This window comes from Pseudoalteromonas luteoviolacea, assembly GCF_018100925.1.
GTDB lineage: Bacteria > Pseudomonadota > Gammaproteobacteria > Enterobacterales > Alteromonadaceae > Pseudoalteromonas > Pseudoalteromonas obscura.
Genome location: NZ_JAGJEH010000012.1, coordinates 39,415 through 59,687, shown reverse-complemented (window position 1 = coordinate 59,687; position 20,273 = coordinate 39,415). Strand labels below are relative to the sequence as shown.

General features: G+C 43.0%; 23 protein-coding genes. 15 read left to right on the top strand and 8 right to left on the bottom strand.

What is annotated here, in order from left to right:
* Positions 1-26: 26 nt before the first annotated feature.
* The 4 genes from J8M00_RS22440 to J8M00_RS22425 are packed head-to-tail and all read right to left on the bottom strand — an operon-like array spanning position 27 to position 2,438.
* Positions 27-584 carry a YqiA/YcfP family alpha/beta fold hydrolase gene (locus J8M00_RS22440; protein WP_211012696.1) on the bottom strand — a complete coding sequence of 186 codons (558 nt, stop codon included), beginning with the start codon at positions 582-584 and terminating at the stop codon, positions 27-29.
* Positions 569-1,333 (bottom strand): metallophosphoesterase family protein, encoded by a 765-nt coding sequence (locus J8M00_RS22435; RefSeq protein ID WP_211012695.1) that lies wholly within the window; start codon positions 1,331-1,333, stop codon positions 569-571. The genes J8M00_RS22440 and J8M00_RS22435 overlap by 16 nt, the downstream gene beginning before the upstream one ends.
* Positions 1,320-1,790, bottom strand: a complete 471-nt coding sequence (locus J8M00_RS22430; protein WP_211012793.1) for a DUF1249 domain-containing protein — start codon at positions 1,788-1,790, stop codon at positions 1,320-1,322. The genes J8M00_RS22435 and J8M00_RS22430 overlap by 14 nt, the downstream gene beginning before the upstream one ends.
* Positions 1,791-1,814: 24 nt before the next feature.
* Entirely contained in the window at positions 1,815-2,438 is a 624-nt protein-coding gene (locus J8M00_RS22425; protein WP_211012694.1) for an NUDIX domain-containing protein, read from the bottom strand.
* Between the two features lie 210 nt (positions 2,439-2,648).
* Between J8M00_RS22425 and tolC the strand changes: the two genes are divergently transcribed.
* The 3 genes from tolC to J8M00_RS22410 all read left to right on the top strand — a co-directional run bounded on the left by tolC (position 2,649) and on the right by J8M00_RS22410 (position 5,687).
* Positions 2,649-3,998, top strand: coding sequence for an outer membrane channel protein TolC (tolC, locus tag J8M00_RS22420; RefSeq protein ID WP_211012693.1), 1,350 nt, complete (start codon positions 2,649-2,651; stop codon positions 3,996-3,998).
* 127 nt (positions 3,999-4,125) lie between these two features.
* Entirely contained in the window at positions 4,126-5,052 is a 927-nt protein-coding gene (gene lpxL / locus J8M00_RS22415) for an LpxL/LpxP family Kdo(2)-lipid IV(A) lauroyl/palmitoleoyl acyltransferase (protein WP_211012692.1), read from the top strand.
* 26 nt (positions 5,053-5,078) lie between these two features.
* Complete coding sequence (locus J8M00_RS22410) at positions 5,079-5,687, top strand: TcpQ domain-containing protein (RefSeq protein ID WP_211012691.1); 609 nt, start codon at positions 5,079-5,081, stop codon at positions 5,685-5,687.
* Between the two features lie 15 nt (positions 5,688-5,702).
* On the opposite strand, the gene glnE is transcribed toward J8M00_RS22410, so the two are convergent.
* Positions 5,703-8,498, bottom strand: coding sequence for a bifunctional [glutamate--ammonia ligase]-adenylyl-L-tyrosine phosphorylase/[glutamate--ammonia-ligase] adenylyltransferase (glnE, locus tag J8M00_RS22405; RefSeq protein WP_211012690.1), 2,796 nt, complete (start codon positions 8,496-8,498; stop codon positions 5,703-5,705).
* A gap of 79 nt (positions 8,499-8,577) precedes the next feature.
* On the opposite strand from glnE, the gene J8M00_RS22400 reads away from it, so the two are divergent.
* From J8M00_RS22400 to ruvX, 6 genes are all read left to right on the top strand, one after another.
* A complete protein-coding gene (locus J8M00_RS22400) occupies positions 8,578-9,471 on the top strand; it encodes a hypothetical protein (RefSeq protein ID WP_211012792.1) in 894 nt (297 codons plus the stop codon).
* Between the two features lie 40 nt (positions 9,472-9,511).
* Positions 9,512-9,994: a hypothetical protein gene (locus J8M00_RS22395; RefSeq protein WP_211012791.1), complete on the top strand. Its 483-nt coding sequence runs from the start codon at positions 9,512-9,514 to the stop codon at positions 9,992-9,994.
* A gap of 94 nt (positions 9,995-10,088) precedes the next feature.
* A complete protein-coding gene (gene rsmE / locus J8M00_RS22390) occupies positions 10,089-10,823 on the top strand; it encodes a 16S rRNA (uracil(1498)-N(3))-methyltransferase (RefSeq protein WP_211012689.1) in 735 nt (244 codons plus the stop codon).
* A 97-nt stretch (positions 10,824-10,920) separates the two neighbouring features.
* Positions 10,921-11,880: a glutathione synthase gene (gshB, locus tag J8M00_RS22385; RefSeq protein WP_211012688.1), complete on the top strand. Its 960-nt coding sequence runs from the start codon at positions 10,921-10,923 to the stop codon at positions 11,878-11,880.
* 19 nt (positions 11,881-11,899) lie between these two features.
* A complete protein-coding gene (locus tag J8M00_RS22380) occupies positions 11,900-12,457 on the top strand; it encodes a YqgE/AlgH family protein (RefSeq protein ID WP_211012687.1) in 558 nt (185 codons plus the stop codon).
* Between the two features lie 4 nt (positions 12,458-12,461).
* Positions 12,462-12,917, top strand: coding sequence for a Holliday junction resolvase RuvX (gene ruvX, locus J8M00_RS22375; RefSeq protein ID WP_211012686.1), 456 nt, complete (start codon positions 12,462-12,464; stop codon positions 12,915-12,917).
* 3 nt (positions 12,918-12,920) lie between these two features.
* Here ruvX and J8M00_RS22370 read toward each other — a convergent pair whose 3' ends face one another.
* The 3 genes from J8M00_RS22370 to J8M00_RS22360 are packed head-to-tail and all read right to left on the bottom strand — an operon-like array spanning position 12,921 to position 15,982.
* Positions 12,921-13,817 (bottom strand): hypothetical protein, encoded by an 897-nt coding sequence (locus J8M00_RS22370; protein ID WP_247687519.1) that lies wholly within the window; start codon positions 13,815-13,817, stop codon positions 12,921-12,923.
* Positions 13,792-14,916 carry a PilT/PilU family type 4a pilus ATPase gene (locus tag J8M00_RS22365; protein ID WP_211012685.1) on the bottom strand — a complete coding sequence of 375 codons (1,125 nt, stop codon included), beginning with the start codon at positions 14,914-14,916 and terminating at the stop codon, positions 13,792-13,794. The genes J8M00_RS22370 and J8M00_RS22365 overlap by 26 nt, the downstream gene beginning before the upstream one ends.
* A gap of 16 nt (positions 14,917-14,932) precedes the next feature.
* On the bottom strand, positions 14,933-15,982 hold the full coding sequence (locus J8M00_RS22360) for a type IV pilus twitching motility protein PilT (protein WP_023399475.1): 1,050 nt from the start codon (positions 15,980-15,982) through the stop codon (positions 14,933-14,935).
* A gap of 2 nt (positions 15,983-15,984) precedes the next feature.
* Between J8M00_RS22360 and J8M00_RS22355 the strand changes: the two genes are divergently transcribed.
* From J8M00_RS22355 to hemW, 6 genes are read left to right on the top strand one after another with little or no spacing between them, the layout of a single operon-like run.
* Entirely contained in the window at positions 15,985-16,695 is a 711-nt protein-coding gene (locus J8M00_RS22355) for a YggS family pyridoxal phosphate-dependent enzyme (protein WP_211012684.1), read from the top strand.
* 16 nt (positions 16,696-16,711) lie between these two features.
* Entirely contained in the window at positions 16,712-17,533 is an 822-nt protein-coding gene (gene proC / locus J8M00_RS22350) for a pyrroline-5-carboxylate reductase (protein ID WP_211012683.1), read from the top strand.
* A 9-nt stretch (positions 17,534-17,542) separates the two neighbouring features.
* Positions 17,543-18,076: a YggT family protein gene (locus tag J8M00_RS22345; protein WP_211012682.1), complete on the top strand. Its 534-nt coding sequence runs from the start codon at positions 17,543-17,545 to the stop codon at positions 18,074-18,076.
* 20 nt (positions 18,077-18,096) lie between these two features.
* Positions 18,097-18,537 carry a DUF4426 domain-containing protein gene (locus tag J8M00_RS22340; protein ID WP_211012681.1) on the top strand — a complete coding sequence of 147 codons (441 nt, stop codon included), beginning with the start codon at positions 18,097-18,099 and terminating at the stop codon, positions 18,535-18,537.
* Between the two features lie 4 nt (positions 18,538-18,541).
* Positions 18,542-19,135 carry an XTP/dITP diphosphatase gene (locus tag J8M00_RS22335; protein WP_211012680.1) on the top strand — a complete coding sequence of 198 codons (594 nt, stop codon included), beginning with the start codon at positions 18,542-18,544 and terminating at the stop codon, positions 19,133-19,135.
* The gene (gene hemW / locus J8M00_RS22330) at positions 19,132-20,268 is read left to right on the top strand and encodes a radical SAM family heme chaperone HemW (RefSeq protein ID WP_211012679.1); all 1,137 of its coding nucleotides are present in this window, start codon (positions 19,132-19,134) and stop codon (positions 20,266-20,268) included. The genes J8M00_RS22335 and hemW overlap by 4 nt, the downstream gene beginning before the upstream one ends.
* Positions 20,269-20,273 lie beyond the last annotated feature (5 nt).

The following is a 20,273-nucleotide window of genomic DNA, read 5'->3' as shown; positions in this document are numbered from 1 at the left end:
CTGACTAATTTTTAGTTCTAACTGTTTTATTTAATTTTAAGAAAGTTGGCAAGGCGATTAAAGTGCCTTTCAAAGCCAATGAAACTGTGATCACCGCCAAACTCGATGATTGACGGGCAGTCTCGATAATAATTCACAGCATCTTGATAAGGCAGTACCTCATCTGCTGTTTGTTGTAATAACAAAAGGTTGCTTGGCTTAGATAGCTTTTCAATGTGCATACACCGCAACGCCGTCATATGTTCTATTGTAAGTTCATAATTCAGATCTTGATAGGGATTATACTGGGGACCCAAGTAATCCCATAGCAATTTGTCTGGTCGTACAGCTGGATTAATCACAACCGCACGCAAATTAAACTGTTGAGACAAGCATGTCGCGTAAAACCCGCCTAAGGAGCTACCAACTAAAACACAGCGCTCATCTACAGCTTGCTCAAGCTGGAGTAAGGCAATACGCGGATCATAATGTAACCGAGGAACAACGTATTCACAACGGTCTTTGAAATAGGCGCCTAGTTGCTGTGCTTTAAATGATTGCTCTGAACTATTAAACCCATGGACATAAATTACTTTGTCAGCCATTTCACCTCTGTATCCAACGCAGCTTCGGTCCAATTAATTAAACGATACCCTGCACCCAAATTTTCTTGTTGCCAATCTCGAGTCTGTTTTTTGAATTGGACGGATGTGGCTGGTGTCGCATAGACGCTTAAATCTCTAAAGCGAAATTCATAATCATGGTGAACATGGCCGTGAAAAAGAGCCTCTACACATTGCAAGTCAACTAAACAATTAAGCAGTTGAGGACCGTTCTCAAGCATATGTTTGTCCAGATACCCTTCTATCGGCAACGGATTATGGTGGCAAAATACGATACTGGGTTTACAGCAGTGCTCCTCAATTTCTTGCAGGTGCTCCTTTGCCACCCAACCGGCTGGCGTTGGACCTTTACTATTAAGCAACAGAACTTGCCCATGTTCGAAATGAATTTTTTTTGCAGCTACGATTTGACCTTGGCTTATTTCATGTAAGTAATCCAAGTCATCGTGGTTTCCCGGCAGCCAAAATATCGGGCAATTCAATGCTGATTCAGCCACCAAGGTAGCAAACAACTCGTAAGAAGCAAATGTATGATCCTGAGTCAGATCCCCTCCAAAGACAACTGCATCCAAATTTGCCTGCGCTAAGTTTGCCAAAACACGTTTAAAATGAGTTGCCGTGTTAACGGCAAAATATTCTCCGTTTGTGTTTTCGAACAAATGGGTATCGGTAATGTGGGCTAACTTTAATTGTGCTTGATTAAATAAGTATGTGTCTTTAAACCAAGCCATTATTTACATCCCAATTTAACGGTACTCTGCCACTTTCTACACAAGCAGATAGCCAATCACCTAAAAATGCATTGAGCTGATACTTTTCGTCTTTGTGGTGCATACTTGGGTTCGGGTAACCGTAAGATGGCTTAACACGTTGATGGTAATTGTGCTGGATGACCTCGGCCACTTTGGCGTCGTGATATAGTCTCACTGCTAGCTCAAACTGACCTAAGTGATTACTCAAGCTATGTTGCTGAGTTATTTTTATGTCGGTTGTGTATTTCTCAACACTTTCAATCAGGATGAAGAAATCCATTGTGCCTATTTTTATCTGACGACGGGCACCCACTTCCTCTTCAGGCAACACTTTAAGTGCGCGCAAATAATTGCGCTCACATAATGTGATGTATTTGGGTAAAGACTGTACATACCCTCGTATGCCGTCTTTGCCACCGTGCTTAGTATGATGCATCAAGTCAGACAAAATGATTCCTGTTCACAGCTTAAAAGAAAGTTTCGATTTATTTAGCGCTAACCATTGTAGACTAATCACTGTCGCAGCGTTATCTATTTCCTCAGATTCTAATCTTTGCATGGCTTCTGTAAGCGGCATGACATGCGCTTTAATATCTTCACCTTCCTCTGGCAAACCAAAAGTGCCCCCCTGATAATCACTCAAATCAACTTCCGCAAGGTACAAATAAAGTCGTTCGGTGGTGCCTCCAGGGCTCGAAAGGTAGGAACGCATATAATGTAGATTAGTTAACTCTAACCCCGCTTCCTCTTGAGCTTCTTTTCTTGCAACTGCTTCTAAATCCTCACAGCCATCCGCCATACCGGCAATACACTCCAGCAACCACGGGGATTCTTTGGTTGCAAGCGCACCAATGCGGATCTGTTCAATAAGTAAAACTTGATCTGTGACAGGATCAAACGGAAGCACCGCCACAGCATGACCACGCTCTAAAATTTCTCTACAGATCGGTTCACTGTTCCCGCCAGCAAACAATGCGTGCTCAAAAATATACTCCTCAATTTTGAAGAAACCATTGTACAGCACCTTGTTTGGAGACTTTTTGAACTTCACATGGCGGCGCTCGAACTGGTTAATTTCTTTCATATTTCATCCTACATTCATTATACGGGGTTTAATCTAGGTTATTTTATCCCCATATTGCTTTTAACTAACGTGAACCCTCTTAGTGTGTGAACTCACTAAGTTTTATATTCTGTTACACTTGTTTTGTTTTATCTCTAGCTAGTCATTGGGATTTTGTTTTAAAACAAGGTAACATGCTGACATCAAAATTGTCTAAGGACTGCACAAATAATGAAAAAAACCATTCTATCTATGCTGGTTGGCTTGACGTGTGCTTTGTCAAGTAATAGCTCTCACGCAGAAGACTTACTGCAAGTATATGATATTGCAACAGCTAATGATCCCACTGTTTTGCGTGCTAAGGCAAGTGCCGATGCTCAAAAATATGCGCAAGACAGCGCGCTCGGTGAATTATTACCGTCTCTGGGCTTAACATTTAGCTACGCTGACTCAGACTCTACGGGTGCACCAGCTTTTCAGACTGATGCAACAGGTTATCAATTAGCTGATAGCTATAGAGACTCTTTCACACGTACACTGACACTAAACCAGACAATCTTCAACATGAGTGTTTGGGAAAGCTTGTCCATTGCAGAAAAGCGTGCAATGCAGTCTTTGACACAGTATGAACAAGAAAAACAAAACTTAATCGTTCGTATTGCACAAGGCTACTTTGATGTTTTGAGTCAATTGGATAACCTTGAGTTTGTACAAGCAGAAAAACGTGCAATCGAGCGCCAACTTGAACAAACAAAACAGCGATATGAAGTAGGTTTAACGGCAATTACAGACGTACACGAAGCGCAAGCACAATTTGACCGCTCAGTAGCGAACGAAATTGTTGCTCAAAACGACGTTGAAACAGCCCGTGAAACACTGCGTACTATCACAGGTAAATACCACTCAAAACTCAATAAGCTAAATACTGAGACGTTTTCAACGGTTAAGCCTAGTAAAAAAGCTGATGATTTTATTGATATCGCCAAAGAGAAAAACCTAGCTCTACAAGTTGCACAGTCTGCGCTTGAAATTGCTCAAGATCAAATTGACCAAGCAAAAGCTGGACACTACCCTACGCTATCGCTTCGAGCGACTCATGAAGATTCACTCGTCAATAGCGACGGCAGAGAACTTGCACCACGCGGTGATACAACGACAATTGGTTTAAACTTAAACGTGCCAATTTATTCTGGTGGCCGCACTGTAGCTGCAACTGACCAAGCTAGAGCACTTTACGTTGCTGCAAGCGAAGACCTTGAAGCATCAATGCGTAACGTCACACGCTCAGTCATTACGTCATACAATCAAGTCATGTCAAATGTGGCAACTTTCCGTGCCCTTGAGCAGGCAGTTGTCTCTGCGGAAAGTGCTCTTCAGGCGACTGAAGCAGGCTTTGAAGTAGGTACTCGTACCATTGTGGACGTGCTAGTTAGTACACGTAACTTGTATAGCGCGAAAAGAAACTTAGCCGATTTACGCTATCAGTACATCATTTCTACGCTACAACTAAAACAGGCGTCTGGTGATTTGAGCCGAGCTGATTTAGAAGCAATCAATAAAGGCCTTCAAGCCGCACGCTAAATCGCACTTTTCAGACCAGCAACACTTCGCTGGTCTGATGTTATTGCATCAAAACGCACCGCCACTTGAGCATCTAAGTCGTTCTAGATAAACTACGCTCTTTTATAGCTGTACGAGAGCATCTCACTTGGTTCACAATCCCAAATTTCAACTGCAATTTTTGGCGCCTAAGTTTTGGTTAACTTGGTTAGGTGTTATCGTTTTATATTCTTTATCTTGGTTACCACAAAGTATGCAGTTAATGCTAGGTAGGTTGCTGGGCAGAATCGTTCACCGCTTTTTAAAGAAACGCCGCAAGATTGCCGAAGTTAATTTAAAGCTATGCTTTCCTGATATGGATGAATCACAGCGCGATGCAATGGTGCTGCAGAATATGGAAAACACTGGCATTGCAACTTTTGAAACCGGGATGGCTTGGTGGTGGCCTGAATGGCGAGTTAAGCGCGCCATTGGTTCCATAAAAGGTGTAGAGCACTTTGAGACTGCACGTCAAAATGGCAGAGGTGTATTGCTGCTGGTTCCACACATGTTGCACCTAGAAATGTTAGGTCGAGTACTTGGCACTCATACTCAAGGGATCGGGTTTTACCGCCCTCACAATAACCCACTAATGGAATATTTCATGACCAAAGGTCGTTTGCGTTCCAATGAATTCCTAATCGGCAAACGTGATGTTAAAGGGCTACTAAAAGCCTTACACAATAAAAAAGTGTGTTACTACTTACCAGACCAAGACTATGGTAGAAAACGCTGCGAATTTGCGCCGTTTTTTGCCGTACCAGACGCAGCAACCACTACTGGCACTTTATTATTTGCATCGAGTGAAAAGTGTGAGACATTAAGTTTAGTAGGTGTGCGTGATAAGCAAGGTAAATATCATATTACCATTGAACCAGCTATGACAGAGTTCCCCAGTGACAACGAAAATCATGATGTCACCCGCGTAAACAAACGCATGGAAGACTCAATTATGCATGCGCCTGAGCAGTATATGTGGCTTCATAGACGTTTTAAAACAAGGCCGGATGAAAACGCACCTTCACATTATTCGTAGTTTAATTAACTGACATCGTAAAAAAAATGGCTAGAAAAAATAAAAAACGATTATCGGCAATGTGGTTTTGGACCAGACACCTGTCTTTAGGTGCGATTCTGGTGTGGGCAGCCTATTATTTCTTATATGGTAATATTCCTAAAATGGAGTTCAGAGAAACAACAAATGCGGCAGCTCAAGGTCTTTCTCAGTTTTACGCAAACTTTAGAAATCGTGTCAATGAGCGTGATACCGAACGAGAAAAGTTTGTTATGGAAATCGGCAAGCCAACCTTCCCGCTGGATGATGCCTTGGCACAACGCGAGCTCGTGGTTAAACCGACACACCAAAGGTGGACGGGTGAAAGTCAACCAAGACGCTTTGAAATGGGGAATACCCTAAAAAGTGTGCTAACCAATTATGCGAAACAAGAAGACATTGAGTTGTTCTGGTATTTGAGCAAAGACTATGTCGTTAAACAAAACTTTCGCGTCGACTCCGATTTTGTCAGTGCCCTTTATCAGGTTGGCCGTGCGATTAACGATGACTTTGAATTTGAAGTATATACCTTCTTTTGTCACCGCCAACGCGCCGCCGTGATAACTGAAAACCCTTCTACCTTCGTACGTGAAAACTGTCGACGACTCACTAATTAAACACGTCTGCAAGGCCTACTCAAAGTAGGCCTGCCAGATTTTCCTAACGCTATTGCTTTGCTCTGCCAATAACTTGGCATCCACAGTTTTCCCCTTTCCATTTAAGCTATTTAGATGGTAATGCTCTCTCAGTTGGCAATAAGCTTGAGTCAGAGTACTTTGTGACTGTGCGCTGATAACAGACTCTTTACTCGCGAGTTCAAAAATGCGGATATTGTCCGAATAACGCGTTAATGCTGGATAATCAGACGCGCAAGCCAGCACCAAGTACTGGGCTAAAAACTCGATGTCAGTCATGCCACCAGCTCCCTGCTTCAAATCAAACTCTGAGTTCGAGTCCTTAGATAAATGCTGACGCATTTTTTCTCGCATCTTGACAATATCATCTTGTAACTCATTGGTTGATCGCTGTTGGCATAAAATGTCATGGCGTATTGCATGAAAGCGCTTGACCAGCACCTCTTCGCCAACAATCAGCCTGGCTCTTACCAGTGCTTGGTGCTCCCATGTCCACGCTTGCTGTTGCAAATATTGATAATAACTTTCGATGTTGATTGCCAACAACCCTGAATTCCCCTCAGGCCTGAGCCGTGTATCCAATTCATACAAGATACCTGACAACGTGCGCGTATTGAACAAGTGCATTAACCGTTGGGCGAGTTTTAGATAAAACTGCCTTGACGCAATGGTTCTTTCTCCCGTTGTTTTACTCTGTCCATCACTGTTATGTACAAAAACAAGGTCTAAATCCGAGTCATAACCCAATTCGAATCCACCCGCTTTTCCATACGCAATAACGGCAAACCCTTTTGCTTCATTAGACGTGCCTTGTGGCGCACCATACCTAGATATCATTTGCCCCCAAGCAATATCAACGGCTTTAGCCACTATGGACTCTGCGAGTGCAGTCAGGTGATCGCTCACTTTCATTATATCCAATACACCAGTAGCATCAGCAGCTGCAATTCGCAGCTGCTGAGTTTGTTTGAACTGACGAAGCGCCTCCATTTGCAGCTCTAAGTCTTCAGGATCTATGCGTAAAAAGTACTGCTGTATTTCATTGTAATAGGCATTGAGTGGCAGAGGTCGATACAGAACAGCCGGATCAATTAACTCATCCAATAAAATCGGATACCTTGCAATTTGTTGTGCGATCCACACACTGTGAGAGCACAGTTTGATCAGCTGTTTTAAGGCACCTAAATTTTCGTATAGCAGTTCAAGGTATGCTGTACGTGACGCCACTTTTGCAATGATATCAAAAACACGCTGCAAAACTTCAGGTGCCTTGAGTGGAGTTACTTCACTTAATACCAGTGGCATCAATTTATCGAGTACATCTCGACCACGCACCCCAATTTGTTTTTTAGTAATATCAGCATAAAATATTGTCAGTGTTTCTTGCCATCTAATTTGCAACTCCTCGCTGAGAGTCATATCAAGATAACTAATGTCTTGATATTCCCAAGCTGAAATAAAACATGCCTTTAAACTTTGCGTGTCGTGTGCTTCTTCACCGATCACTTGAGAAAACTCATGACGAATTTCTCTTTGCACTTGCTCTATGTGACTAATTAACCCATCGTATTCTGAAAATCCTAAGAGTGTCTGCAATCTCAATTGATTTAGTTTATCTTCAGGTAGAGTTTGCGTTTGTTCATCATTAAATGCTTGCAGATACTGCTCTACACGACGTAAATATAAATATTGCGCCTGTAGCGCAGATGCAGCACTTGCTGGGATCACCTCTTGGCTTGCTAATACACGTAAAGCGTTTAACAACGACGGGGTTTGTAAATCAGGTTCTCGGCCACCACGGATCATTTGTAATGCTTGCACAATAAACTCGACTTCACGTATTCCACCAGCGCCCAGCTTTATGTTGTTTTTAAGCCCTTTTCTTCTCACTTCTTGGGCGATCATGTGCTTCATTTTGCGCAGGGATTCAATCACAGAAAAGTCGATATATCGACGGAACACAAAAGGACGTATCAATGCTTTAAACTCGTCCCAGTACTGATTTTTTTGGCCGAGTAATCGAGCTTTAAGCATTGCGTAACGCTCCCACTCCCTGCCTTGATCTTGATAATAATCTTCCATTGCGGAAAAGCTCATAACCAACGGGCCACTTTCCCCAAATGGTCTCAACCTCATGTCAACACGAAAAACTTGACCATCGGCTGTGCGCTGATCAAGTGCCGCAATAAGCTTTTGCGCCACCTTAGTATAAAAAACTTGTGCATCAATACTACGCCTGCCTCCTGACGTTTTGACACTGAGCGGGTAAGTAAATATAAGGTCGATGTCGGAAGAAAAATTGAGCTCATGACCGCCAAGCTTTCCCATCCCCAATACTAACATTGGCAGCGGTTCTAATGATTCGTTGACGGGGACACCATTGCTCTTTGCAACCTGTACAAATGCCCATTCATTTGCGCTTTCTATTAACTGCTCACTGAGGTTTGATTGATACGCCACACTGTCAGCAATGTCATTACCCAACACAAGATCTAGCCACATGAGCTTGAGCCAGTATCGCTTGCGATATAGACGCAATTTGGCAAAGCACTCAACGTCACTTAATGCGTCAATATTTCCGGTTAGTGCAGGCTCTATATCCCGAAGCGCCATGGCTTGTTCATCTAACAACCAGTGGATCCACTGCGGATGCTGAGCAAGTATGCGGTACGCAAAGTCACTGAGTGCCAACAACCGTAATGCTTGTGCATTTATAGCTTGCCCAGGAAAAAGTTCAGCAAAGCGCTGCTCGGCTAACGCTGATAATTCGGGACTTAATTGGCTTTGTTCCATGAAAAACCTCCAGTGCTTTGTGGCTCATTTGTTGTGCAGTGTTATAGTAACGCTAAATAACAACAACCTTACACCGAGCATGAGTTATTTGTCTTTAGAAAACAGTAATTTTTTCGTCCTACTAAGTGGTTTAACAATTGCCTTTATAGCTTTGATGTCACTGCGTTTAATTGTGCAGATCAGAGCAAAAAAACTATTGCAAAAAGAATTGGCTCAACATGACAACTTTGCATTGGGCATTAACTATGCCGCAAAAGTCGCCGTCTTATGCGGCAGCATCGGATATTTTTTTGGCCAATTAAATACCTTTGATCCCACCACCATACACACCCAAGTTTTATTGCCCATCGCTTTGATATGGCTTTACATTTGCCTAGGTCAGGCAATACATAGAAAATGGATTTTATATCGCTTTAACGAAACTCAGGCAATACTCAAACAGAATGTCTGCGCTGCGCTGGTCGATTCAGGTATGTTAGTTGGCAATAGCATCTTAGTACTTGGCCTTTATCACTGGCTTGAACCAAAGACATGGCAAGCTTTACTGATCGTCAGTATCTGTTTTATTTTTTTACAAGGTGTATTTGCTTTAGATAGCAAGCTCCGAGAATCGCGCTTTGCGAAAAAGAACCAAGGTGCCTCCTTGCAATATAACTTCAGCTTGGCAAACACCTCGATTGGGATCCGTTATGCTGGGAAAACAATTGGGCTCGCACTCGCTATCTATGCAGGCTTACATAGTGCGCCAAGCTATCCGAGTAAAATGGTTGATAACTTGCTAACTGTGGTCGTGCACTCGGTGTTCATGTGGTTTCTTTTATACGTATTTAGCCGTCTAATGATCCATATCGTGTTACCTAAAGTAGACATAGGTCTGGAGGTTGATCACCAAGATAATATTGGTATTGCCTGCTTAGAATTTGCTGTTTTTTGTAGCATGGGCTATTTACTAATAAACATGTTTTCAATTTAAACGCCGAGCTAACACATGGACACCTTAGCTCTGGAGAATTATATCTTTGAAATTAGATAACTTTTTACTTGTTGACAGCAACTGGGAGTTCAGTCAGGAATTTGTCGAGTTTGTAAAATCTCTCTCTCCTGACACCCCCAGTCAACTAATAATTGCTGGAGACAATACAAAGCAAATGCTCAAAATGATGTTTAAAGACCAAATCAAAGATTACAGTTACTGTGACTTTGACAATGAAATAAGCGTCTCTGAGCTGGCAACCTACCTGCATGAACACCATAAAATTCAAGGTGTTCTTATCTACGCGCTTGACTACAACCTCGCTGACGAAAAACAAAAGTTTATCTTCAATTCCCTACATGCAGAAAGATTTACCATCGAACAGTTGGCAAATGGGTATGACTATCATCGTATTAGTGATCCATTTAACAACAACCACCTAACCTGCAATTCAAGCTTGGCGGCAACAAAACATGACACCTTCAGCGAATTTGTGGTGTTAAAAACAGATACCGCAGATTAGACAGTACACATTGGTCATGATATGTCGCATTTTATAGACTCACCGCCTTGAAAACTTTAACATGACCGCATATCCAATTTAGACTTTCAACACTATGCGAATTCCACATATTTACCAACCTTCAGAATTGGTCGTAAATCAACCAACCACTTTAAATGATGACGCTGCCGGGCATATCGCTCGCGTACTGAGAATGAAAGAAGGTGAGCAAGTTAGTTTGTTCAACGGACAAGGTGGCGAATATCTCGCAAAAATTACTGCCATTTCCAAAAAAGCGGTAGAAGTGACCCCTTTTGAATTTGTTGATAGATGTGTTGAATCTCCATTAAATGTGCACCTAGGACAAGGTATTTCTCGGGGTGACAAAATGGATTTCACTATTCAAAAATCAGTTGAACTGGGCGTCAGTGAAATCACTCCTTTATTTACCACTCGATGTGGCGTAAAACTCAGCGGAGATCGATTGGCGAAAAAGCACCACCAATGGCAGAAAATCGCAATATCCGCAGCTGAACAATCAGGTAGAAACTTCGTTACCAAGGTACACCCTCCAATTTCATTAGAAGAGTGGCTTAGCCAACAGAGCAACGAATTAAAATTAACATTACACCCCAGAGCAGATCACTCTATAAAGACGCTACCTAAACCAGATCAGGGAGTGCGCTTTTTAGTGGGCCCGGAAGGCGGCTTTACTGACGAAGAAATGGCCAATACCACAGAACAGGGTTTTATTGATATCAAAATTGGGCCAAGGGTACTTCGTACCGAAACAGCTGCATTGACAGTTTTAAGTGCACTACAATTGCAGTTTGGCGATTTAGCTCTTTAAAATCGAACCACTAGGCCACATATAAACTGTGGTTAGCGACACATTGTGCTGACCACATTAGGCATACTCATCCAAAATAACACATAAGGTAAAGGCGATGGCAGTCAAACTTGGGATTATCTCAGATCCAATTAGTGGTTTTAACATTAAAAAAGATACCGGCTTTGCCATGATGATGGCAGCGCAACAGCGTGGCTTTGAATTGTATTACATGGAAATGGACGATTTATATCTATACCAAGGTGAAGGCAGAGCAACAGCGGCCAAAGCACGTGTATTTGATGATGAAAATCACTGGTATGAATTGGCTGACAAACAAGATATTGCGCTCAGTGATCTGGATGTCATTCTGATGCGAAAAGATCCGCCTTTTGACACTGAGTATATTTACGCAACCTATATACTGGAACGTGCCGAACTGGCCGGTACCTTAGTCGTAAATAAGCCTCAAAGCCTCAGAGATGCCAACGAGAAGTTATTTACAGCATGGTTTAGTGAACATACGCCTGATACCCTAGTGACAAGAAATGCAGGTCAAATTAGAGCTTTTTTAGACAAACACCAAGATATCATATTGAAGCCTCTCGATGGTATGGGCGGGGCGTCAATCTTTAGAGTACAACATGACGATCCTAACATAGGTGTTATCTGCGAAACGCTCACCGAGCATGGTAGCCGCTTTGCCATGGCACAAAATTATATTCCTGAAATAAAGCAAGGTGACAAACGCGTTTTAGTTGTGGACGGTGAAGTGATCCCTTATTGTCTAGCGCGCATTCCTCAAGGCGGTGAAACACGCGGCAATCTCGCAGCTGGTGGCCGCGGTGAAGCGAGACCAATTAGTGACAGTGACAGGAAGATTGCAGAAGCGGTCGCACCAACTTTAAAAGAGAAAGGGTTGCTGTTTGTTGGCTTAGATATCATTGGCGACAAACTGACAGAAATAAACGTGACTGCACCAACTTGCGTTAAGGAAATTGAAGCAGCGTACGATATATCTATTATGGACAAGTTTTTTGATGCGATTGAAGCAAAACTCAACCATACTGAAAGTTAAATTATAGAAGGGGTCTCGCATGCAATCATTAGCTAATCACTTTCTTATCGCAATGCCGAACTTGCAGGACCCGATGTTCAAACGCTCCGTCACCTACATCTGCGAGCACAATGAAGAAGGCGCAATGGGGTTGATAGTCAATCACCCCATTGATGTCACTGTAGGCGAGTTACTCGATCAGATCGAAATCGACAACGACAAAGACAGCAGTGCTGCGGATCAAACTGTTTTTGCTGGCGGGCCGGTGCATACGGACAGAGGGTTTGTGTTACATACACCCAAGATTGGTTATGCCTCGAGCAAAGAGCTCAGTTCTGACATCATGATAACGACTTCAAAAGATGTACTTGCCTCTCTTACTTATCACGATAGTCCTGATGCATTTATCATTACGCTTGGCTATTCAGGGTGGGAAAAAGGCCAGCTCGAACAAGAAATCTTGGAAAACTCTTGGCTGATAATTCAGGCGGATCCAGAGATTATATTTAGTACACCACCAGAAAAACGCTGGGAAAAGGCCGTAAGTATGTTAGGTATCGACATCTCGCAACTCAGTAATCAAGCAGGACACGCATAGAAGTATGAGCAATAAAAAACCAAAGACCCCTAAAGGTCAACGTACCGTAATGGGGTTTGATTTTGGTACACGTAGTATTGGCATGGCCATTGGCCAGGAAGTAACAGGGACAGCCACCAGCTTAGGGGCTGTTAAAGCGCGAGATGGCATTCCCAACTGGTCAGATATAGAACAGCATGTGAGTGAATGGAAACCAGATTTACTTGTGGTCGGCCTGCCTCTGAATATGGATGGGACTAATCAACAGGTTACATTCGCAGCCAAAAAATTTGCCAATCGCCTACACAATAATTACCGCCTGCCCGTCGAAACTCAAGATGAACGTTTGACCACAACTGATGCCAAAGCCAGATTGTTTGATCAAGGTGGGTATCGCTCTTTGGCAAAAGACAATGTTGATGGAATGTCTGCTGTGATTATTCTGGAGAGCTTCTTTGAGCAACTGTGGGAAACTGAGTAATTACTATTTGTCTCCACCTGTGGCAGCATTGAGCTGCTTGTAAACCCTCATATCAGGGAACAGTCCTGCTTGGCGGTAAGCCTGTTCGATTTTTCCCTGACGCCTCAGCTTTTCCAGACCTTTTTGCAATGCTGCAAAAGCGCGCTCACCCTCAGGGTGTAGTTTAGACACCACAAAATGGCGGCTACTGTCCAATAAAACCACCCATTTGGGATGAGAAACCAGATTTATGTTTGCCAGTTTAAAGTCATTCCCCATCACAGGCATTAAATGGATCAACATAAAATCAACCCATTGCTTGTTCACAATCTGCGCTTGCGCTGACCAAGTTTGTTCATCTACCAAGCGTTTGAGAGGCAAACGACTTAAAGTCTGCCAATCCACTAACCAGCGACTTGAAGACACCGCACTCAGCGTGCTCAAATCTTCAAGGGACTGAATATTCGCAACCCGTTTATTCTCTTTGGCAAAATATAAACCTGCAAAAAACTCTCCCTTTCGGATCACAGGTTCACTAATATACAACTTATCTGCTTTTTGCTGTGCTTCTTCAAACCAAAATGTATCGAAGCTTAGCAACTGCTTACCTTGATCTAGTAAATTAGAGTCTCTGAAGTTTACGTTTCCAGGTCGGTATTTAAACGGCTTGTCAAAGCCGCCTAAAATTAAAGCTTGATGTAGCAGCACCATGTCGACAACATCACGCCGCACAAACTGTCCACCAAAGTTATCTACTTCCAGCGGGGAGCGGCCTGATAATAAAGCTTTGTAGTTTGAATAGACGTCATCTCTGATATAAATATCGACATAACTAGGCTGAGCCCAACAAAGTGTTGTCAGGCTCAGATGACAACATATAAGCAAGCAAAACAGGTTAGTTTTTCTTGCTGTCCAAGCCATCAATGGTGACCCCTTGCAAAAACCCTGCACCTTTTTGTTCGTTGTTTTGCAATTTAATCATCAGACGTAAATCATTAGGCGAGTCAGCATGATGCAAAGCATCTGCGTAATTCACCCGCTGGGCTTTGTAGAGTTCAAATAAAGCTTGATCGAAAGTTTGCATGCCCATCTCTTTCGATTTGGCCATTGTCTCTTTTATAGAGCCTATGTCTCCTTTCTTGATCAATTCAGAAACCATCGGGGAATTAAGCAGTATCTCAATCGCGGCAACACGCCCCTCACCTTTTGACGTAGGCACCAGTTGTTGTGCCACTATTGCTCTGAGATTTAGTGCCAAATCGTATTTCAGTTTGTCATGCTTTTCTTTGGGTACCAAATGCATGATACGGTCAATCGCTTGGTTAGCATTGTTTGCGTGCAATGTCGCGACACATAAGTGCCCCGTCTCTGCAAAGCTCAGGGCATACTCCATGGTTTCTTGGGAGCGAATTTCACCAATTAAAATAACATCAGGGGCTTGTCGCAATGAGCTTTTCAGCGCTGCTTCAAAGCTCTCGGTATCTAGACCAACTTCTCTTTGTGTTATGATGCTCTTGCGATGTTCGTGCACAAACTCAATTGGATCTTCAATCGTCAGGATATGACCGCGCTGATTGCGATTACGGTAGCCCAATAATGCAGCCAACGACGTCGACTTACCGGTACCTGTACCACCAACAAATAATACTAGACCACGCTTTGACATGATCACATCGGTCAGTACCGAAGGTAAACCAAGTTGAGTAACATCAGGAATATCCGTCACAATTCTCCTGATCACCATGCCTGCGCAATCTCGCTGCCAAAATGCAGAAACCCGGAATCGACCAACATCATTAGCGACAGCAAAGTTACACTCCTTTTCAGCGTGAAACTGTTGCTTTTGCCTATCCGTCATTGCCGACTCAACCATATTCAACGCACTGTCACTATCCAATACTTCTTCGTCTAGTGCTCGCAACTCACCATCAATTTTGGCGCTGACCGCCAAGCCTGATGAGACAAATAAGTCAGATGCTTCTTTGTCTACCATCAATTGTAAATAATCTATCAATGCCATTGTTTAAAACCTTGTATTAAAATCCTGCGGCACCAAATTGGTTTTTATCATGTGCTTTTGTATGCGCATCTTGGGTTGTGATCAAACCGTGGTTCACCAAGTTCATTAAACACTGGTCCATGGTCTGCATTCCATGCAGGGCGCCTGTTTGAATAGCTGAGTACATTTGAGCTATCTTATCTTCACGGATCAAATTACGTATTGCAGGCACACCTAACATGATTTCATGTGCCGCAACGCGTCCTCCACCGACTTTTTTAATCAGTGTTTGTGAAATCACCGCCTGTAGCGACTCTGATAACATAGAGCGAACCATATCTTTTTCTTCACCAGGGAATACATCAATAATACGGTCGATGGTTTTAGGTGCCGATGTGGTGTGCAATGTGCCGAATACAAGGTGACCCGTTTCTGCCGCTGTCATGGCTAAACGAATCGTTTCCAAGTCACGTAACTCACCCACTAAAATAACATCGGGGTCTTCACGCAGCGCACTGCGTAGTGCAGCATTGAAGCTATGAGTATCGCGGTGCACCTCACGTTGATTAATCAAACTCAGTTGATTTTGATGAACAAATTCAATGGGGTCTTCTATCGTCAAAATATGGTGATGCTTGCTGCTATTGATATAGTCGACCATGGCCGCAAGCGTCGTTGACTTACCCGAGCCTGTGGGCCCAGTTACAAGCACCAGTCCGCGCTGGTTTTCTGCTATTTTTTTAAAAATATCTGGCGCACCTAATTCATCTAGGGTCAATACGGTACTTGGAATAGTACGAAATACCGCGGCAGGCCCGCGACTCGTGTTAAACGCATTAACACGAAAGCGTGCTAAATTAGGTACTTCAAACGAAAAATCCACCTCAAGGTTTTGCTCATAGTCCTTGCGCTGGTTATCATTCATAATATCGTAAATTAAACTATTTACATCCTTCGCTTCTAAAGCGGGAATATTTATGCGGCGTACGTCACCGTCAACACGGATCATTGGAGAAACTTCCGAAGAAAGGTGTAGATCCGACGCTTTATGCTGCACACTAAAGGCTAATAATTCAGTAATATCCATCTATGACTCCACAACGAGCAAACAATAATATGGTTACAATAGCAGAACGGCTAAATAACGCCTACGATCGCATTACAAAAGCAGAGCAAAATTGTCATATTTCTGACCCTGTGCAACTTTTGGCTGTATCTAAAACCAAACCAATCGAACTTATCCAGCAAGCATATGACGCAGGCCAGCGTCTATTTGGCGAATCTTATGTACAAGAAGCCGTCGATAAAGTCATGCACTTCAAACAGTACAAAGACATTGAGTGGCACTTTATTGGTCCTATTCAATCGAATAAGTCGCGACATATCGCTGAACACTTCAACTGGGTGCAAAGCGTCGATCGAATCAAAATAGCGAGACGTTTAAGTGAACAGCGGCCAACAAATCTAAAACCGCTCAATGTTCTTATTCAAGTTAACATTAGCCAAGACGAAAAAAAATCAGGATGCCCCCTAGAGGAGCTGTCAGACCTTGCTCAATTTATCAGTGAAACAAAGCAGCTCACTTTGAGAGGTTTAATGACGATAACCGCACAAACAGATGATGTTAACCAGCAACTGCAATATTTTCAGCAAATGAAACATTGCTTTGATAAACTAAAGACCCAATATCCACATATCGATACCCTTTCAATGGGCATGAGTGGCGATTTAGAACCCGCCGTTTCAGCTGGTGCCACTATGGTAAGAATTGGTACCGATATTTTTGGTAAAAGACAATAAAGGCCACACAGATAATATGTCTAATAAAACAATCGCATTTATTGGCACTGGAAACATGAGCTATGCCATCATTGGCGGCATGCTTAAAAACGGTTTCAGCGCCCGCAATATTATTGCTACCAATCGCAATCAAGAAAAGCTAGATAAAGTTGCACAAGATTTTGCTGTTCAAACAACTAGTGACAACATAGACGCCATTAAACGTGCTGATGTCATTGTACTATCTGTCAAACCACAAATGATGGAAGCCTTGTGTGAAACCTTTCGCTCGGCAAATATCGACTTGACTGACAAAGTGGTGATTTCCGTTGCAGCGGGTATTACCCTTGCCCGTTTGAAAGAAATGCTGCAAAGTGCCGCCAAACTTGTGCGCTGTATGCCAAACACACCATCGTTAGTTGGGCTTGGTGTATCCGGTTTATTTAGCCAAGATATTGATGAACAAGAACAAAGGTTTATTGACCAAATTTTCAGCGCCACTGGCATGACCGTTTGGCTGCATTCAGAAAGCCAGATCAATGATATTATCGCAGTGACAGGCTCTTCCCCGGCCTACTTTTTTCTCTTTATGCAAGCCATAGAAGAAAAAGCAAAAGCACTTGGATTCAATGAGCAACAAGCACGGCAACTGGTTCAACAAACAGCCCTTGGTGCAGCACAAATGGCCATATCTCAACCAGATATCAGCCTTGAGCAGCTCCGCGCTAATGTTACTTCAAAGGGTGGAACCACCCATGCCGCTATTGAGTCAATGAAAGATAATCAACTTCCCCTGACCGTCGCAAATGCAATGGATGCATGTATTGCACGCGCTGAGGAAATGGAAAAACAAATTTAAGGACCTAAAATGAATGCAATGTATTTTTTAATTGAAACCATTTTTAATCTATTCTTAATGGTAGTGCTGCTGCGCTTTTGGATGCAGTGGGCACGTGTTGATTTTTATAACCCGGTGAGTCAGGCTGTTGTAAAAGCGACCTCTTTTGCTGTTAACCCTTTACGAAAAGTTATTCCTGGTTTTGCAGGTATTGACGTAGCATCACTGGTGCTTGCTTTTATCGTCGCAGGCGCCAAGGTATCTGTGTTGATGTTAGTGTTTAGCGGTCATTGGGATGCCGCTACAGCAGCTATTGGTGGGCTGTTAACTGTACTACGAGAAGCATTTAGCTTGGTTTTTTGGATTTTAGTGATCCGCGCTCTATTGAGCTGGGTGGTACAGGGTTACAACCCAGCAGCAGCTGTTTTTGAACAGTTAACTGAACCACTACTGCGCCCAATTAGAAAAATTATCCCACCGCTTGGTGGACTCGATTTGTCCATTATGGTGGTGTTGATTGGCATGATGTTCTTACAACATTTGGTGATGGACTTCATGCACTAAGCATATGAAAGTGAGGTACTATGCGATTCTATCTTTCCGTAATTTTACTGGTATTGGCCGCTTTTCATACTCAGGCGAATAATTCAGAGTCAGGTGGGCAGTATAAAAATTTAGGTAATTGGGAAGTGCACTACATCGCCTTTCCATCAACTTTTATTCAACCCAGCGTCGCCAAAGTGTATGGTGTAGTTCGCAGCGAAAATAAAGCCTTGATCAATATTTCGGTGCTGGCAAAAGACCAATCAAAAACCGCGCAAGAAGTGCAAATATCTGGTTTCGCAAAAAACTTACTGGGCAATAAAAAGTCCCTTACATTTAAACAAGTGATTGAAGGCGATGCCATTTATTACCTCGCACAACTCGATTATTACAATGAAGATGTTTACCGTTTCGAGTTAAACATCCAGCAAGGTAATAATCATCAATTATTAAAATTTCAACAAAAGTTCTACGTAGATTAAAGATATGACAAAACAAATCGTGCTTGCCACAGGAAACCAAGGCAAAGTCAGAGAGCTGGGCGGTATGCTTGAAAGCATGCAAATTGAAGTGCTGCCACAGAGCCAATTTGAAGTCTCTGATGTGGAAGAAACAGGCACTACTTTTGTAGAAAATGCCATTATTAAGGCTCGACACGCAGCAAAAGAGACTGGCCTACCTGCCATTGCTGATGATTCGGGTTTAGAAGTTGATGCACTCGATGGGGCACCAGGTGTGTACTCAGCGCGCTTTGCTGGTAGTGATGCAAGTGACCAGCAAAACATCGATAAATTACTGGTTGATTTAGATGGTGTAACAAACCGTACGGCCCGCTTTTGGTGTGTGTTAGTTTATATGCGACATGCCAATGACCCCACACCCATTATTTGCCAAGCAAGCTGGGAGGGCGCCATCGCTACAACGCAGCACGGTGACGGCGGGTTTGGTTACGACCCAGTTTTTTGGGTTGATAGTCTGCAGCGCATGGCCGCTGAATTGAGTAAGGAAGAGAAAAACACCGTTAGTCACAGAGGACAGGCACTCCAACAACTCATGACACATTTTAAGAGCATCCAGTGAACCTTCCTCCTTTAAGTTTATATGTGCACGTACCTTGGTGCGTGCAAAAATGCCCTTACTGTGATTTCAACAGCCATAGTCAAAAAGGCACCATCCCTGAGCAAGAATACATTGGTCATTTAATTGATGACCTCAAAGCAGATCTACACCTTGTACAAGGTAGAAAACTGCATAGCATATTCGTCGGCGGCGGCACACCGAGCTTGCTTTCTGGCGATGCTTACGTTGACCTTTTACAGCAAATAGAAGCTCTAATTGGCTTTGAAGACGATATTGAAATTACCTTAGAGGCCAACCCTGGCACTGTTGAGAGTGATCGCTTTAAACATTATGTACAGGCTGGCATAAATCGAATCTCAATTGGTGTGCAAAGTTTACAAAGCGATAAACTTAAGGCACTGGGTCGCATTCACGGTGAACATGAAGCCCTCAATGCTGCCGCTGAAGCACATGATGCAGGGTTAAATAGCTTTAATATGGATTTGATGCACGGTCTACCCAATCAGTCTTTAGATGATGCTCTGAGCGATTTAAGACGCGTAATTGAACTCAATCCTCCGCATATCTCTTGGTATCAATTAACCATTGAACCAAACACCCAATTTGCATCAAAGCCTCCTAAATTGCCCGAAGACGAAACTTTGTGGGCAATACAAGAAGCAGGACAAGCGCTGCTGGCGCAGCACGGATATCAGCAATATGAGATATCCGGTTATTCAAAATCAGGTTTTAAATGCAAACATAATCTCAATTATTGGCGCTTTGGTGACTACCTTGGCATAGGCTGTGGTGCTCATGGCAAGATCACACAACCCGAACAGCAACAAATTTTGCGTACCGTCAAAGTGAAGCACCCTAGAGGGTATATGGACTTGACCAAACCATACATATACGACAGCTGGCAAGTCAACTTAGAAGACCAAGCGTTTGAGTTTTTCATGAATACGTTTCGCCTGCTAGAAGCAACTCCAAAGGCTCATTTTGAAGCCTACACAGGTTTACAGGAAACAGATATACAAACACAGCTAAACCAAGCAATTAAACTAGGTTTGTTGGAAGATCTCGGTGATTCATGGTTTGTAACAAATAAAGGTCACAGATACCTTAATGACCTGTTAGAATTGTTTGTCTAAATTGG